Raw genomic sequence first — 15,408 nt, forward strand, 5'->3', positions numbered from 1 at the left:
TTATGTTTGGGTTTCACTAGGTTCTGGTCCTATTAATTCGGTTGCCGCCATCTCGGCTGCACGATTCAAGTCTCTGAGTTTCAGGGGTGTATCGTAAGCAATCTATTCTGGTTTACTGATGAACAGTCTGCCATCGGCTGATTGGTTACTGGGTGATCGCGGTTATGATGCCGACTGGTTCCGCGAAGCTCTGATAGACAAGGGAATAAGGCCTTGCATCCCTGGTCGAAAATCGCGCGACAAGCACGGCCAGTACGACAAGCGACGCTATAAACGCCGTAACCGCATCGAGATCATGTTCGGGCGCCTGAAGGATTGGCGGCGATTTGCCACCCGATATGACAGATGCCCAAAGGCCTTCCTATCAGCAATTGCACTCGCGGCTACCATCTTGTTCCGGCTGTAAATCAATGAGGCTGGAGCCTAGCGAAGCTGCAAAACTGTCCGAAAAGCTGGGACCACTTCAGTGGGCCCACTACCTTTTGATTGGCTTGGATTGCTAAGAGCGAGGATCACCGTTTATTTATCTCTACTCAATCAATTCTTTGTACACATTGGCCATGATCTTCGAGATTTTCAGCCCCATGCGCGGACAATTCATACTTCATTGTGGGAAAATGCAGCGCAAGCGTCCAAACTTCGTTTTCTTTGATATGGATGAAAGTTACGCCATCAAGGCCATGTGCAACCGTCGCAGCCCCTTCGATACCATGAAAATCAACTTGCGCATCTGTACCTTCTTCTGGTTGTGAGATTCTGATCTCATCTCCCGTCACATCTGACGAGCAACGAAACTCGGTAACGCCCGCAAGTGCATTTGAAGCACAGGCTACACCACCAATAAAAACCAATCTTGCCAGCATTTTTTCACCTTGTTCTACGTGTTGTGTCTACGACGACCATCGTGCGTTTTCCTCTTCGAGGATGTTCGATTTTGCTTTGCCGAAGCTGACGCTAATTTTAAGGCCGGGATCGTTGTTACTCGCTGAAATCTTGGCGCCATGTCGTAAGGCAACGGCTTTGACCAGGGCCAGGCCCAGACCATTTCCGCTTTCTCTGCGAAATCCTTCAACGCGATAGAAAGCGTCGAATATCTTATCAAGAAGCGGACCGGGCACGCCAAAACCATTGTCCGAAACATCCAGCACAACCGAGTCTTTGCTAGCTACAAGTGAGACCTGTATCCACGCCTCGGGTGGGCAATACTTGATCGAATTGTTTATGAGGTTGACCAGGAGTTGTTTCAACATCTGTTCATCACCCCTGACCAATATGGTATCGGCGTTGAACTCAGCCGTTACGCTCATTTGTGCATCTTCTGCGACGGGCGAAAACGTTTCGACAACATCCGCAACCAATGCGCTCAGATTAACAGTAGAGAATGGTTGCTTATATGTTCCGGCCTCTATTCGTGATATTCTGAGAATAGTGTCGAACACAGCGCTGAGCCGTTTAAGCTCTGTCTCGAGCTCGTGAAGTCTGGGTCGGGGATCGCCACCGTAGTCAAGCTCACTATAAACCTGCTGCAAGGCCAGAAATCCATGAGACAGGGGCGTTTTCAGGTCGTGCGCAATCGTGACTGCGGTTGTCTGCGTACTGATCATCAGGCTGGACAACCGGTCCAAGTGTCGATTTATCAGTCGAGATACTCTGTCAATCTGGTCGTTCGTCCTGGAAACCGGAAGGCGGACTTCAGTGTTCCCTTTGGACACCATATCGAGCGTTTTCTCAATACGCCTGAGTTTGCTGTAGCTGTAAGAACTCACCCAATAGCCAAGCCCTAGAACAACCACGGTGGTTGCAACCGTCAGTAGCAACAACCCTTCCCAGAGTGTGGTCAATGCTTGGTTCATGGACGTCATGCTGCGCGCCACGACGGTGCGGTAACCAAGATAGTCGGACGCTTTCAGAAGATAGACAGGGCTACCGCCCCCAATCTCGACAAAATCGGGGTCAACCTCGTGCCAGCCATTTGTTTGGGGTATCTTGGCCACCGCGCCGGCAAGGGCGGAGTTGTGTTTGTCAAAAAGCGCGATCATGTGCAGCCCGGTACGGTTTGGGCTATTTAGATGTTCGACTGCGCGCTGAACCGCATCGGTGCCGCCATCCAGCAGGATTTCGTGCAGCAGCAGTTCCTCTTCCAGAATTTGCTGTTCGAGATTGGCCCGCAATGTGTCTTTCAATGCAACATAAGCAGCGTATCCAAACACTGCCGTAATGATCCAAACAACAAGCGCGGCGTAACACGCGGTTCGGAACGGGGCCCCCGAGAAAATACTAGCGCGGTCCATGGAGACTGTACCCTATGTTTCGCACCGTATGCAAAAGGGGGGGATCAAACGGTTTATCGATTTTAGCTCTCAGACGGCTGACATATGTCTCGATCACAGTTGAGTTCGGATCGAAATTGTAATCCCAAACTTGCTCGAGGATCATGTTTCTGGTCACGATCCTGCCTGAGTTGCGCATCAGCAATTCCAACAGTGCAAATTCACGGGGCTTTAACTCAATGGTCTGATCTTGTCTGCGAACCAGACGTTTTAAGAGGTCCATCGAAAGATCCAGCACATGCAATTCTGTCGCTGCCACCCTTTCAGTGCGCCGTTTCAGAACGGTTTGCAAACGAGCCAGAAGCTCTGAGAAGTGGAAGGGCTTGACCAGATAATCATCTGCTCCTTCGGTCAGACCTTCGACGCGATCGCTCACGTCGCCAATTGAGGTGAGAAACAACACCGGCGTCTGATTTTGCGCTGCACGCAGAGCTTTCAATATCGACATACCGTCCATACCAGGCAGCACCCGGTCAAGGATCACCGCGTCGCATTGGTTGTAGAGGCAATAAGACAGCGCATCGCGCCCATCCTCGAACCACTCAACCGTAAACCCACTGGAACGGAGCCCTGAGATCACGAACTCTGCAGTTTTGACATCGTCTTCGGCGACTAGAATTTTCATTGTACTGGCTTTCCATCACGTTGCGGAAAGCAACGTTGACGCAACAAACCCTCGTTCGGGTGGTTCAGGCACATTACTGCGCCTGAACCGTTGGCGCGAGGGGGGGTATTTATAAACTCAACGTCTCTTCGACGGCTTTTACCTGAAGACGGGCCAGCCCCAGATTGGCTGTCTTCTTGTCCAGAGCGACATAGACGAAGATATTCGGACTTTTTTCCAGGGGCCTGATCAAATGGAACTGCTTGCCCAAAGTGATGAGAATATCCTCAATCACGTCGCTCAGTTTCAGCGCGTCGATCGCCTGTATTTTTGCGCGCACGACTTCCACATTCGCCGCGCCTGCGGTTTCAAGGTCGAACTTGGCTCCGCCTTCAGTGGCAAGGGTCAGGCCAGTGTCACTGTCAACCAGGCAGGCGCCGATCACACCCTTGATTTCACTAAGTTTTGATATGTCCAAAGACATGATCTTCTCCTTCGTTAGGTTAATTCCAGCAGCTCTTTTGGTGTCAGAACTGCCATGTTGCGGCTCAGATTCTTCATTCGCAGGGACGGTGCCCGGGATCCTAATTGTGTATGTCCGGACCAGCCCAAAACGTTCGCATAATCGCGTGGCAGCCGAGAGAGAGGTCTGTTTGTTTTTAGCCATCTTCGTCACTCTTCGGTTCTGGTGTGGGGGAAACCCGCATCGCTCAAATCACCCCCGCAGGAGTTCGAGCTTTCGCGCCTGGCGCCATTACCCGGTTCGTATGGTGCAACAGCGTGTCTATGAGTTGCTCGTCGATTTGCGGAAGCTCCCTTGGCGCAGCAGGCCCTCGTGGATGGGAAAGCATGGTGGCTTGTAACTGGAACGGTGGTGCAGGACGTGTCGGTGCGACAGCGGTAGCCTTCCACAGCATCTGGGCAGCAATCAGCGCCGGTCGATACCCAAGCTGCATCTGACCGCCAAGCAGCAATGAGATCGTATCGCCTTTTTCACCTGCAAGGACGTACCACAGGGAGGCGTATTCAAAGCTGACATAAGCTGCCCCACAAATGATGATGCTCAGCATGCTTGCCTTCGACTCATACAAATTAACAGATGAGGGTAGAGGCGACATTCAGTTTAACTGAATTATTCAGTTACTTTAAAAATATGTAAGAATTACGCTTACGGGCAGAGGAATAGGTTTGAGTATTCTTTCAGACTCAAAAATTACGTATATGAATCAAAAAGTAACGTGCTATCCACAGTTCCTTTTGATGCGAATTCTTAACGTTACGTCATGATATCCTGAACTGTTCAGCGTGGACGTCAGCGCGTCTCTCTAAAATAACTTTGGTTTTGTGAAATTTAAACATTGGTAACTTGAATGCTAATTCACAAGCTTGCGGCAGCCTACCAGATCGCAAAAAGGCGGCCCTCCCAATACGACGAAGCGTGCAGGGAGGGCCGCCGTGAGGAGTGGCGGGTTCGTAGAGTGAGCGGCATCCGTAGATGCCAGTGTGGCCCGGTTCGAACGGGCTGTGTGTTCACCAGTCCTCGAAGTTCTGCAAATCAACTCTTCCAGTAAAATGCGCGCACTTTCTTACAGACACTTTTCATCAAATTCAAAATCGTGACAATTTTCCAGATTCTGTGCTCGCGGGTCACTTTCTGCACCACACCGGTACTAGGTTCAGCCCATCCGGTATCCGACATTTCGAAGTGTCACGATCCGCTGGCCAGTCGCCCCGATCTTGCGGCGCAGTCGGCCAACATAGACGTCCACTACATTGGTCAACGGGTCCTCGTTCAAACCCCAGACCGAATTCAAGATACGTTCGCGCGACAGCACCCGGCCGGTGTTGGTCAAAAAGAGAAGCAGCAGGTCGCGCTCTTTCTTTGACAGTTTCACTTCTTGCCCGGCCACCGAAACCTGAAGAGACGCCCGGTCGAACTTCAGATCTCCACAGGTAATCTCGGTATCGCTGAGATGGCGTGCATAGCCATTGGCGCGGCGATGCAAAGCCTCGACACGCGCAATCAGCTCGTCGAAATCGAACGGCTTCGGCAAGTAATCGTCCGCGCCGATCTTCAGCCCCTCGACCCTTTCTTCGGGGCTGTCCAACGCGGTCAACATCAGGATTGGCGTCTTCGATTTACGGGCACGCATCTTGCGACACACATCCTGACCCTGAATGCCGGGCAGCATCAGATCCAGAAGAATGACGTCATAGGTATTTGTCGCGGCAAGTTCCAAGGCATCTTCACCATCCGGGGCGTGATCCACTGCCCAGCCCTCGGCGGACAAACCGCGACGGATGAAATCGGCAACGCGGGCCTCATCTTCGACAAGCAAGATATTCATGATGTGCCTCAACTCTTTCCCTATTCGAAACTGCGCCGAATAAATCAGCGTTGTTCTGGTACATGCACGTCAACCAATCATTTGCATTGTGCTGGTTTGTACAACTCTTGTCTGGGCTGCCTTGGGCAGGGTTATGACGATCCGCAGGCCACCCTCGGGTCGATCCTGAAGGTCAACTGTCCCACCATGCGCCTCGACGATGGATTTTACGACCGGCAGCCCAAGGCCGCTGCCCTCGATACCTTGACCCGACGCGTTCGAGCCCCGAAAGAACCGATCAAAGGCTTGGGATTTCTCGGTCGCGCTCAAACCGGGCCCATCGTCCTCTATGGCGATCGTGCACGAGGCAAGCCCCTCATTTAGCCTGGCCACAATCGTCGGCCCGCCATAGCGCCGCGCATTCTGCAGCAGGGCCAGAACAGATTGACGGAGGCGCACCTCGTCGACTGACGCCATCACTTTGCTGTCCGGGCTATCGACCTGAACCGGATCGGGGAACATCGCCACCGCGTCGTGGATGATCTTGCGCAAGTCAGTTTGTGTACGATCCAGCCTTAGCTGACCGGCTTCAAACCGCGCGACGGTCAACATGTCGTCTACGATCTGGTTGGTATGCTTAGCTGAATCCCGAATGCGCGCAAGCGAATCCGAGGCCTCGTCAGGCAGGGAATTCGATGTCCGCAAGGTCACGTCAGCTTCGCCCAGAATGATAGCCAGCGGTGTGCGCAGTTCATGGCTTATATCCGCCATCAACCGCTTGCGGTTTTCCTCGCCAGCTTCAAGCTTGTCGATAAGCTGCTGCAGTTCGGCGGTTCTGGCTGCAACGGTATCTTCAAGCCGCTTCTTCTGTTCGGCGCGGTTTGCCTCACGTGCGGCGAGACCCTCGGCCATTCCATTCAGCACGATACCAAGCTCGCGAAACTCGCGGCTGCCCCCAAGACGGACCGGTTCGGAATAGTCTGCCCTGCGCAGCCGACCGACGCCTTCCGCCAACCGTGTCAGCGGCTTTCTGATCTGGCGGTTGAACGACACGAGCCCGATCAGCAAGACCACGATTGCAGCCAATACAATCACATAGACCAGCCGTTCGTTCCATTGCCGAAACGCGATTGCTTCGGCCAGAACCTCTTCGACCTCTTCAACCTCTTCATCCAGCGCGGCCTGAATTTTCCGATCAAGCTGGTCATCGATATCTCCATCAAGCAAAGCCGCCAGACGTTCGATCTGGACCAAGGTCTCAACCGGGTTGCCTTCGGCCGACAGGCTGGCGATGGCTGCGTTTACGGATTCGATGTCGTCCTCAATCTCATCAAGCAACTCCAACTCTTCGATCTCTTCGTCGCCCACCATCTGGATTTCACGCGCGATGGTCATACGGATCGCTTCCAGCGTCTGGGCGATCTTTGCCCGCAGTTCGAGTTCACTTACGCCATCGTCCCGATCTCCGATGAGCAGTGCGTCACCGTGCTGCTTGAACAGGCGGTAGAGGTCCGCTTCCAACCGCAGGTGCAGCCCGTACGAGTCCTGCGCCAGCTGTATCCGCGCATCCCACCATCGGGTTTTCTCGAGGCTGTATAAGGTCAGGCCCGCGAGCCCCCCGAGAAAACCGACGAGAACAATTGCATAGATACCAAACAGAGTAGATGAGCGCATGTCAGACGACCTTTGAGTTCTCTTCCCGATGACCGGGCGCGGCTTCCGCGACCACTATGATCGTGGCACTGGACAGAGTCCGCAATGTTGCAAGCAATTCAGATTGATAGGATTGGCACAATGCCCACCGCACTGAGGCGATGACAATGACATCCGCCTTGCCAAGAACAGCGCGAGCCAAGTCCAGCCGCAATGTCTGATGCGGCAACAACCCACTGCCGTTTTCTGCCAGGCGTTGGTCAAGGCCGCGAGGCTCAGACAGAAGATCAGACAAACCAAAGCACCGTATGACTTTGGATATCCGTCTGTCGCCAGGTCGTTTCCGACACATCAAACTTGCAGATCGGCGCAAACTGCCTTGAAGGCCGATATGATCGTCCCCGATGAAAGCAACTTTCGGGGGGATATCCTGCCCGCCGAAACTTACATAGACGTCAGCGCATCTGTCGAGCCCCGCGATACAGCGCGCGATTGTCAATGCGTGCTGGCCTGTCAAGGCCGAGACGGTGCCGTGGTCCGCAATGAACGCGATGGGCGTCTGATCAACTTCTCCGGTGACTTCGATTGTTTTGAGTCCGATGCATGGCGCTGCCAGCCGCAAGACCTCGGGTTCTGACAACAACCTCTCAGCCTTCTCGCGCGCCACACGCCACGCGCAGTATTGATCCCAGGCACTGGAAAGTCTCTGCAGGGGGTAGGCGACCAGCGCAATGACCGAAAGGCAAGCGGCAACCGTGGCGGGTGCTATGCCGGTTTGGCCGGCTTGCCAGAGCACCACAAGACCCGCAAAGGCCACCCCCAGTTGCAGCGTTGCCAGAAGACCGGCGGTTCGGCCCCGGCGTGCCATCGCATCATTGCGCAACGATGCGCCCTGAGTGTTCAACCTACGCAACTCTCGGTCCGTGCGGCCCATCAGGTCCAGTTCCGGTGCAATCGCAATGCGCTCGATCATGGAAATCGCGATACTTGCCCGGCGGCGGCGCAGGGTCCGATGTCGCCGCTCAAGATGCCAGGCTAAGGCCGCCATCACAGCAAGAGAAAGCCCCAAAGCAGATACGCCGATGATCGCAAGCTCCGGGTTCAGCACATAAAGAATGGCTGCGGCGCCCGGGATCACTACAGCAGCAGACCAGACATCAGGCAGGCCACGGCCAAACCAGAGGCGTGCCGCCGAAAGATCTCCCACGAAACGCAGAGAGAGGGACCCCAGCCGACGTTCTTCGTGGCGGGATTTCGGAAGGCGCGCGATCTTCCGATACAATAGCTGGCGCAGCGATATCGCATAGCTCTGCCCCAGTGCCTCGGCTCGATATCGCGATACCAGCAGACACAGCGCTGCGACAATGCCGGACAAGGCCAGTTGCGCCATGGTCTGTACGGTAAGGGTATTGCCTGCGTGCAGCGCCGCGAACGCATCGCGGGTTGCGAAGGCGGCAACAGCCAATGCGCCGGCCTGCAAGATACTGCTGGATACCACCAGGACCGCATCGACGATGCGGTCCCTTGTGGCCAATCCGGGGAGGAGTTTCATGCGGCCACATCTTCCGGTGCGCGGCGCATCAGCGGCACGACATGCCGGTTGATGACTTCGGGAGACCACAGGTCTTCGCGCGACAGGATCGGGCGGCCTGCGGCCTCGGTAGCTTCGGCGGCAGCCAGAGGTGAGCAACTGACCATCCCCGAAATCGCAAAGGGGCTGAGACCCGCCCGTTCCAGAACCGTCACACCTCCAAGCGCGCTCAGCGCATCCGGTGCTGCGAACAGGATACCATCGAGACGGTCGCGAATGCGCGATGATTGCAGGATGGCCCGGGTTTCTTGCTGGAACACGCCATCGGCTATCTCAACCACCACAACCTCGGCCCCGCGCGTGGCGGCCGTTGCAACCAGCGTGTCAAACCCCGCTTCGATCTGCGCTAACGGCATCCGGTAAGTGGTGGCCATCCCGACATCCGTGAAATCGAGCGCCGGAGCACCACCATCCTCGAAACTGTTGAAATCGCCAAAGGCGCCAGTTCCGGTGGCCTTGATGCCCGCGACGGCAAAGCCCGCCCGCATCAGGCCGTGCCCCAGGCTCGACGCGGCGGTTGTCTTGCCCGAATTCATGGAGGCACCGAAAACACCAATGACTGTAACCTGATCATTGCATGGCAGGCTGGGCAGGGCATAGTCTGCCACGTTGATCACCCGCTCCTCCGCATTCGTCAGCAAGCCGAGCGGCTTTAATCGGGTGGGGTCTTCCATGCGGACATGGGCAGCGTCCATGGGCAGCGTCCACCCGCCCCGCGACACCGCCGCCTGCGACCAGATCAATCAAATCGTCATCAACGATAGCGCTGGCCAGAAACTGATCCGGCGCATAGCGATCCCCTAGGCATAGGACTACGAAATCGCCCGGATAACTAGCTGAGGCGCGGCGCTCGGCCAACTGGATTTTCTTGTGGTGCCCGATTTCGGCAATCTCGCACAGGATGAGATCGCCCGCCTTTGCGGCGTCCATCCGCGTAGAAAGTCCGCGCACGTCGGACCGATCGACCCTGCGGGTTGTGAAGGCCCATTTTGCAGTATTGCAGGCGACAAGAGAGGTTTTTGGAAACTGTGTCATTCTTAACTCCATGACTGGCTGTTCGATGCATTTGTTTTGCCAGCCCCATGTGAGAAAAATCGCAAAACCGGATGAAGCGGCAGCGCGTGATCAGATGAACGACAAATGAACGCGCTGGGTGACGGTCAATCGTCATCTCCCCCATCATCTCCTCCGTCGTCGCCACCATCATTTTCGCCCCGATCGCCGGAATCACGGTCATCGTCGTCCCGCTCGCCCCTCTCGGGCTCACGTGCACCGCGGTCGTTCCGTTCGTCCCGCCCGTTGTCTCGTCCGCCGCGCAGTTCAATGATGGTGATGCGATTGTCTGCGTTGCGATCTATATCCTGAAGCAATTTCCTTGCCCCGGCGCTGCCAAAGGCGGCGACAAGCTCATCAAAACTCAGAACGCCATCCCCGTTCGTATCGACCGAGCGAAAGCTCGCAGTTTGTGCCTCAGCCGTTCCGACGTGACCCAGCCCGGCGCATAAAATACACGTAACGCATATAATGCAGACCCCACGACAGATTGCCCGCAACCAACGTTTGGCTGCCCTACATCCATTCCCCGACACAAGTGTTCCTTTACCCAACGACCCTAAGCCGAAACCGGTGTTTTATTTGGTCCAGTAGGACAACATGGCGCGTGCAAGTGAAGTGCGCATATTCAAAAAATGAACAGAAAATGAACGTGCGAGAGGAATTCAACAATACACATTGATGCAATGTCTGTTGGAAAACTTGTTAGTCTGGCGTCGGCGGCGTGAGCTAAGAGAGGATCTGGCGCATCTGGTTGGATTGATTATGTGGCGGATTTGCGGTGAAGCAAGCGCCGGGTTTCGATGGTCTTTCGTTTGATCATTTCTCGTTGTTTTAGAATGGACTGCCCGCGTCCGAAGTAGACGTCAGCGGGGGTAAGGTTTTGCAGGCTTTCGTGGTAGCGACGGTGATTGTAGCGCTCGACGAAGGCGTCGATCTGCTGCGTGAGATCGTCAGGCAGATAGTAGTTTTCCAATAGGATGCGGTTCTTGAGGGTTTGATGCCAGCGCTCGATCTTGCCTTGGGTCTGTGGGTGATATGGTGCGCCTCGGACATGATCCATTCTCTGATCTGCCAGCCATTCGACACTCTATGAGTAAGCGGAAGAAGCGGTTTTGGTCGGATGAAGAGAAGCGCGAGATTTGCCATCAGGCCTCGATGGCTGGGGTTTCTGTAGCTCAGGTTGCGCGGCGTTACGCAGTGAATGCCAATCTGATTTTCAAATGGCTGAAAGACCCGCGCTTTGCGCCGGACGTGTCCGCTATGCATTGGGCCGTTTGCCAAAAGCCAGAGCATATCTGGATCACGGCTGTCTGGAGTTGGACAACAACGCAGCCGAACGCGCCGTCAAACCCGTCGCCATCGGACGCAAGAACTGGATGTTTGCCGGATCAGAGGGCGGCGGCAAAGCAATGGCCATCGCCTTCACCCTGATCGAGACCGCCAAGCTCAATGGCGTCGACCCGCAAGCCTAGTTGAGCTGGGTTCTGGAGCACATCGCGGATCACAAAATCAAACGCCTCGATGAACTCATGCCATGGCGTTACGCAGAGCTATCCGCCCAACAATAACTGGTCAAGTTCACCGGACGGACACCATGCAAATACTGGTGACGTCCAAACCGGCGATGTTTTAAAAGACAAACGTCTCGCGGTGCCGCCGTGTTTCCTCAACGCTCAGTTCGTTAAGCGCCGCTTCCGCGCTCGTCATCAAGGTGTCCGGACCGCACATATACACATCTCGCATTCCAATTTGCTCAACCGCCCGAAAGTCTTCGCGCTGCATGCGTCGCGGCTTTCGTTCCAGCGGTTGACCGGCGAACGCCTCGCGAAGTTCATTCCATGCGGACTGCCCAGCCCGTTGGTTTCCACCAGCGCTCTGAAACGCGACGATTTGCAGTCGCACCTGATCCAATACAGAGCAATTTCGCGGCAGAAAGTGCTGTAAAATCGCGATATCATCGTCCCGTCCAGAATATAGCAGCACGATATCGATTGGTTGGTTCGGGGGGTGGGCCATTGCCACCTGTTGGATCCCGTCCCACATCGCCATAAACGGTGTGATGCCAACACCCCCTGCGATCCAAAGCATCTTGCCGGGGATGGTCGGATGCCCCCCCTCAGCACCGGTTGAGAAACACGTAAAACCAGCGCCAGTTCCTTTGAACTGAACGGGAAGCGCCTGCGCTATCAATTGGTCTCCGTTGTTGTGCAAAACGTTCGACATCAAACCGCCCGGTTTGCGTTTCACAGTGACACGCACCTGATTGGTCCGCTCAAAACCATTTCTCTTTGCATCAAAATCCGGCGTGCTGGATAGCGTCCAAGTGCGGACGTAGTCTTCATTTACAAGCTGCGGGTGCGCGTCGTTCAAGTGGGCATAGCCCCCATTTACAAGGCCGGAGAAATCAAAGACACCAAACCCGCCAGGGAGTGGGGTTTGGATCGCTTCGGAAAGCTCGAAATTGAAAGTCGTGATCGTACTGGACAGAGGTTCTGTCGAGACAAGCGTGGCCGTCAGCGCCTCTGCGCTGACATGCGGTTCGATCGCATGGCCATTCCGCTCCAACTCGGTGCGTAAGTATTTAATCGGCGGGTTATAGGGCGACAGCTCTTCTCGGGACGTGAGCTTTAGGTTCAGCCCTCCGCGCACAAAGACTGCCCCCGTCACCTTGATGCGCGTCAGCAAACTTGTGCGCGGCATCAACGCATCCGCGTCATCCTCAAGGAGGTTTTCAGCGTCCCCGGTTATGTAGAGAACCTCACCCGTTGCAAAGTCAGGAAAGACCAGCCCGACCTGTGGGTCGGTCTCGATATTTCCAAGCGATTGATAAAATCGGTTGCCGGAATGATCCGGCAAGACCAAATACGTGCCGCCATCACGCACCTCGTAAAGCCGGACAAACCCTGGCGCGCCGCCGCGGTGATTTACGCCCATGTCGGTCTGAGCGCTGCCATCGCTCGTGTGCTTGGTCGCCAGAAGTACGGTGCTGGCCCGTGCTACGACGGACTTTGCCTCATCGGGCAGCGACGAAAACTGTGCATCAAAGTTGTCATGAACAACTTCGGCATTGCGCGGCATATGCTCCAATGAGCGGATCGTGATGTATTTCGGACAATTCCCGAGGTGTTGATCTGAGATCAGGTTCAGTCTGATCTTTCCCGAACCTTCGACCGACGCACCTTTGATCGAACCTGCCATCTTGTTCCGCCGGCGGTTGCTGAAATCGACGCCCACCCCCGCGAAGAGCTGCGCTTCGCGGACGGCAGTGTGATCTTGACTGAACGCGCGCACAAACGGGTCAAAGGGATTTGTTTCTGCCACCACCTGTATCGCGTTCTCGCCCACGATCTTAATACCAAGCGATGGGTCGCTGCCAGATCGTGTGACCAAAAGGCTCACCCAGGGGCGCCCCTGCCCATCAAGCGTTGCCAGCGGCAAATAGGTTAGTCCTGCAAAGAAGTCGGCGTGCTGCTGCGGCATTTCGCTGTAGATATAGTGCGGGATCGCATCGCTCAGCTCCCGCGGCGTGTGACGCCGCGCTTGCAGCGCCAACTCCCCCTTGTGAGATTTATGTGTCTTTTCCATTACGTGACCCTACCGCGTGTCCTCAGTCAGAGCCCAAGATCGCTCAGACTGGGGTGGTCGTCCGGACGGTGCCCGATCGGCCAGCAGAACTTGCGGTCTGCTTCCTCGATTGGGTGCTCATTGATGCTGGTAAAGCGATGCTCCATGTAGTCATCCGGGTCGAACTCCCAATTCTCATTGCCATACGCGCGGAACCAATTCCCGCTGTTGTCGTGATATTCGTAGGCATAGCGCACCGCGATACGGTTGCCGTCATGGGCCCAGAGCTCTTTGACCAGACGGTAGTCAAACTCCTTGGCCCATTTACGGGCCAGGAATGATTCAATCTGATCGCGCCCTTCGGGAAACTCGGCCCGGTTGCGCCACTTGCTATCCGGCGTGTAGGCCAGCGCGACCTGCGCCGGGTTGCGGCTGTTCCAACCGTCCTCTGCAAGACGCACTTTTTGGATAGCAGTTTCTTTTGTGAATGGAGGCAAGGGATGCCGCAAGGCTTCGGGTGTCATGCGTATGCCCTTTCACTCGGCAACCAGGCCAACGGCTGTTGACGGCATGGCCTCGAAACCGGGCAACGCTTCAAACCGGGCAAGCCAGGCGCGAACATGCGGGTACGGCTCAAGCGAAACGTTCCCCTCAGGCGCGTGCGCCGTGTATGAATAGCTGGCCACATCTGCGATTGTGGGCCTGTCACCGACAAGCCAATCATGACGCGCGAGCCGGTGTTCTAGCTTCTGCATCGCTTTTGCAGCTGTCGCGGCGGCAAAATCCGGGTCCAGCGGCGCACCGAAGACGGTGATCAACCGTGCAGCGCAGGCGCCAAAAGCAATCTCTCCAGCCGCCAGAGTAAGCCAGCGTTGCACATTGGCCTCCCCGACCGCGTCGCTTGGCATCCAATCCGGCGCATAGGTCCGCGCCAGATAGACAAGGATCGCGTTCGAGTCGGACACAACCACTTCACCATCCTCAAGAACTGGCACTTGGCCATTTGGGTTCATCGCCAGAAATTCAGGCGATTTGTGCTCACCTGCGGCCAAATCGACGGGAACAGCTTCATGCGGAATGCCAGCAAGCTTAGCAAAGACCAAGGCGCGATGCGCATGGCCCGATTTGGCAAAGTGGTGAATGCGAACAGCGTTGGACATGTGTCTCTCCGGTTTGGATTTGGATGTTGGCCCAGCAATACACCTTGCATAGGCTAGCGATAATCACCTAATCCTTACTAAGTTTAAGCCCTCAGAAGGCGCAATAAGATGGACAAGATCGACCGCATGCGCGCCTTTGCCCTTGTTGCAAGGAACGCATCCTTCACCACCGCGGCGCAGCACATGGGGCGGTCCGCGCGCCTGGTCAGCAAATACGTGGCTGATCTGGAAAACGCGCTCGGGGTGCAGTTGCTCAATCGAACAACACGAAGCGTCTCTTTGACGGATGCAGGCGCGACATACCTGACGCTGTGCGAGCCGCTTTTGGACGGGTTTGACGAGCTCGAAGACCGGGTCAGGAACGAGCAAGCTTCGTTGCGCGGTGCGATTCATATCTCAGCACCCACGGGCTTTGGCGCGGTGCGGTTGGTCCCGTCACTTGCAAAATTCGCAGAGGCACACCCGCATGTGGAGCTTGATCTGAGGTTCTCGGATCGGCGGGCATCGATTGTTGAGGAGGGCCTCGACCTTGCGATCCGGATTGGCCCTATGCGGGACAGCTCTTTGAAAATCCGACAACTGGGCCGCATGCCTTTGGTTGTCTGCGCCTCGCCAGCCTATCTGGAGCGCGCAGGACGCCCAAACGACCCGGAGGCGCTGACAACGCATGAGTGCATACTGGATGGCAATATGGCCGAGCCCACAGTGTGGAGGTTTGATATCGGTGGCCGGGAAGAAACCGTCCACGTCAACGGGCGCTTCCGGATGAACGCACCCGCCGCGTCAGAACGCCTCGCAGCTCAGGGCGCAGCCATCGCGCGGTGTCCGGCTTATACCGTCGCAGAAGCCCTGAAATCCGGAGAGCTGGTCGAGCTTTTCTCGGAGCACCGAGTTTCGCCATATGTCGTTGCTGCGCTGTTCCCACAAAACCGGCGCCTCACAACCCGAGTACGCGCCTTAATTGAACATCTGGTAAACGATCCAGAACTATGTCCTGATGACAAGCGCTAACGGCCCGAAGCCGACATCCAGTACATTGTCTTGATGCTGCAGTCGCAGGCCGCATAGCGGACATTAGCTGCACTTGCGCGTTGTACTCCGCCAAACGACCGGCGACCGAACT

At 55.7% G+C, this 15,408-nt stretch carries 15 protein-coding genes and 4 pseudogenes; 3 read left to right on the plus strand and 16 right to left on the minus strand.

The genetic code is table 11. The features are described from left to right. Positions 1-115: 115 nt before the first annotated feature. Positions 116-406 (plus strand): annotated as a pseudogene (locus ACRZ94_RS13445) (transposase); the annotation flags it as partial. Between the two features lie 127 nt (positions 407-533). Here ACRZ94_RS13445 and ACRZ94_RS13450 read toward each other — a convergent pair. The 13 genes and pseudogenes from ACRZ94_RS13450 to ACRZ94_RS13510 form a co-directional block, all read right to left on the minus strand. Further along, a complete protein-coding gene (locus ACRZ94_RS13450; protein ID WP_480654130.1) occupies positions 534-863 on the minus strand; it encodes a hypothetical protein in 330 nt (109 codons plus the stop codon). Positions 864-890: 27 nt separating this feature from the next. Beyond that, entirely contained in the window at positions 891-2,291 is a 1,401-nt protein-coding gene (locus ACRZ94_RS13455; protein WP_480654132.1) for a HAMP domain-containing sensor histidine kinase, read from the minus strand. Then, complete coding sequence (locus tag ACRZ94_RS13460; RefSeq protein WP_480797551.1) at positions 2,278-2,955, minus strand: response regulator; 678 nt, start codon at positions 2,953-2,955, stop codon at positions 2,278-2,280. Before ACRZ94_RS13460 ends, ACRZ94_RS13455 begins: the two co-directional genes overlap by 14 nt. A gap of 109 nt (positions 2,956-3,064) precedes the next feature. Continuing rightward, the gene (locus ACRZ94_RS13465) at positions 3,065-3,418 is read right to left on the minus strand and encodes a roadblock/LC7 domain-containing protein (RefSeq protein ID WP_480797552.1); all 354 of its coding nucleotides are present in this window, start codon (positions 3,416-3,418) and stop codon (positions 3,065-3,067) included. Between the two features lie 226 nt (positions 3,419-3,644). Continuing rightward, positions 3,645-4,004: a hypothetical protein gene (locus ACRZ94_RS13470; protein WP_480797553.1), complete on the minus strand. Its 360-nt coding sequence runs from the start codon at positions 4,002-4,004 to the stop codon at positions 3,645-3,647. A gap of 606 nt (positions 4,005-4,610) precedes the next feature. Beyond that, a complete protein-coding gene (locus ACRZ94_RS13475; protein ID WP_480654139.1) occupies positions 4,611-5,282 on the minus strand; it encodes a response regulator transcription factor in 672 nt (223 codons plus the stop codon). Positions 5,283-5,351: 69 nt separating this feature from the next. Next, positions 5,352-6,935, minus strand: coding sequence for a sensor histidine kinase (locus tag ACRZ94_RS13480; protein ID WP_480797554.1), 1,584 nt, complete (start codon positions 6,933-6,935; stop codon positions 5,352-5,354). A gap of 1 nt (position 6,936) precedes the next feature. Continuing rightward, positions 6,937-8,535 carry an ABC transporter transmembrane domain-containing protein gene (locus ACRZ94_RS13485; protein ID WP_480797555.1) on the minus strand — a complete coding sequence of 533 codons (1,599 nt, stop codon included), beginning with the start codon at positions 8,533-8,535 and terminating at the stop codon, positions 6,937-6,939. Next, the gene (locus ACRZ94_RS13490) at positions 8,463-9,122 is read right to left on the minus strand and encodes a hypothetical protein (protein WP_480797556.1); all 660 of its coding nucleotides are present in this window, start codon (positions 9,120-9,122) and stop codon (positions 8,463-8,465) included. The genes ACRZ94_RS13485 and ACRZ94_RS13490 overlap by 73 nt, the downstream gene beginning before the upstream one ends. Beyond that, complete coding sequence (locus tag ACRZ94_RS13495) at positions 9,076-9,540, minus strand: hypothetical protein (protein ID WP_480797557.1); 465 nt, start codon at positions 9,538-9,540, stop codon at positions 9,076-9,078. Before ACRZ94_RS13495 ends, ACRZ94_RS13490 begins: the two co-directional genes overlap by 47 nt. A 125-nt stretch (positions 9,541-9,665) precedes the next feature. Further along, on the minus strand, positions 9,666-9,875 hold the full coding sequence (locus ACRZ94_RS13500) for a hypothetical protein (protein WP_480654716.1): 210 nt from the start codon (positions 9,873-9,875) through the stop codon (positions 9,666-9,668). A 30-nt stretch (positions 9,876-9,905) separates the two neighbouring features. Next, positions 9,906-10,094: pseudogene (locus ACRZ94_RS13505) on the minus strand (hypothetical protein); the annotation flags it as partial. Positions 10,095-10,321: 227 nt separating this feature from the next. Then, positions 10,322-10,639 (minus strand): annotated as a pseudogene (locus ACRZ94_RS13510) (integrase core domain-containing protein); the annotation flags it as partial. A 166-nt stretch (positions 10,640-10,805) separates the two neighbouring features. Here ACRZ94_RS13510 and ACRZ94_RS13515 point away from each other — a divergent pair. Continuing rightward, positions 10,806-11,129, plus strand: a pseudogene (locus ACRZ94_RS13515) (transposase domain-containing protein); the annotation flags it as partial. A 61-nt stretch (positions 11,130-11,190) separates the two neighbouring features. On the opposite strand, the gene ACRZ94_RS13520 reads toward ACRZ94_RS13515, so the two are convergent. Genes ACRZ94_RS13520 through ACRZ94_RS13530 form a run of 3 tightly spaced genes read right to left on the minus strand, consistent with a single transcriptional unit; the run spans position 11,191 to position 14,285 of the window. Beyond that, complete coding sequence (locus tag ACRZ94_RS13520) at positions 11,191-13,146, minus strand: pyridoxamine 5'-phosphate oxidase family protein (protein ID WP_480654146.1); 1,956 nt, start codon at positions 13,144-13,146, stop codon at positions 11,191-11,193. Between the two features lie 26 nt (positions 13,147-13,172). Then, positions 13,173-13,649, minus strand: a complete 477-nt coding sequence (locus ACRZ94_RS13525) for a nuclear transport factor 2 family protein (protein WP_480797558.1) — start codon at positions 13,647-13,649, stop codon at positions 13,173-13,175. A gap of 12 nt (positions 13,650-13,661) precedes the next feature. Beyond that, a complete protein-coding gene (locus ACRZ94_RS13530; protein WP_480654150.1) occupies positions 13,662-14,285 on the minus strand; it encodes a glutathione S-transferase family protein in 624 nt (207 codons plus the stop codon). 108 nt (positions 14,286-14,393) lie between these two features. Here ACRZ94_RS13530 and ACRZ94_RS13535 point away from each other — a divergent pair, with 108 nt between their 5' ends. Then, complete coding sequence (locus ACRZ94_RS13535; RefSeq protein WP_480654152.1) at positions 14,394-15,296, plus strand: LysR family transcriptional regulator; 903 nt, start codon at positions 14,394-14,396, stop codon at positions 15,294-15,296. Positions 15,297-15,408: the final 112 nt, after the last annotated feature.

It is taken from the genome of Ruegeria sp. CH10 (genome assembly GCF_056537125.1).

Excerpts from the sequence above, each read along its gene's own strand:
- ACRZ94_RS13520 (WP_480654146.1), bottom strand. The coding sequence starts at position 13,146 with ATGGAAAAGACACATAAATCTCACAAGGGGGAGTTGGCGCTGCAAGCG.
- ACRZ94_RS13525 (WP_480797558.1), bottom strand. The coding sequence starts at position 13,649 with ATGACACCCGAAGCCTTGCGGCATCCCTTGCCTCCATTCACAAAAGAA.
- ACRZ94_RS13530 (WP_480654150.1), bottom strand. The coding sequence starts at position 14,285 with ATGTCCAACGCTGTTCGCATTCACCACTTTGCCAAATCGGGCCATGCG.
- ACRZ94_RS13535 (WP_480654152.1), top strand. The coding sequence starts at position 14,394 with ATGGACAAGATCGACCGCATGCGCGCCTTTGCCCTTGTTGCAAGGAAC.
- ACRZ94_RS13480 (WP_480797554.1), bottom strand. The coding sequence starts at position 6,935 with ATGCGCTCATCTACTCTGTTTGGTATCTATGCAATTGTTCTCGTCGGT.
- ACRZ94_RS13460 (WP_480797551.1), bottom strand. The coding sequence starts at position 2,955 with ATGAAAATTCTAGTCGCCGAAGACGATGTCAAAACTGCAGAGTTCGTG.
- ACRZ94_RS13465 (WP_480797552.1), bottom strand. The coding sequence starts at position 3,418 with ATGTCTTTGGACATATCAAAACTTAGTGAAATCAAGGGTGTGATCGGC.
- ACRZ94_RS13455 (WP_480654132.1), bottom strand. The coding sequence starts at position 2,291 with ATGGACCGCGCTAGTATTTTCTCGGGGGCCCCGTTCCGAACCGCGTGT.
- ACRZ94_RS13495 (WP_480797557.1), bottom strand. The coding sequence starts at position 9,540 with ATGACACAGTTTCCAAAAACCTCTCTTGTCGCCTGCAATACTGCAAAA.
- ACRZ94_RS13450 (WP_480654130.1), bottom strand. The coding sequence starts at position 863 with ATGCTGGCAAGATTGGTTTTTATTGGTGGTGTAGCCTGTGCTTCAAAT.
- ACRZ94_RS13475 (WP_480654139.1), bottom strand. The coding sequence starts at position 5,282 with ATGAATATCTTGCTTGTCGAAGATGAGGCCCGCGTTGCCGATTTCATC.
- ACRZ94_RS13470 (WP_480797553.1), bottom strand. The coding sequence starts at position 4,004 with ATGCTGAGCATCATCATTTGTGGGGCAGCTTATGTCAGCTTTGAATAC.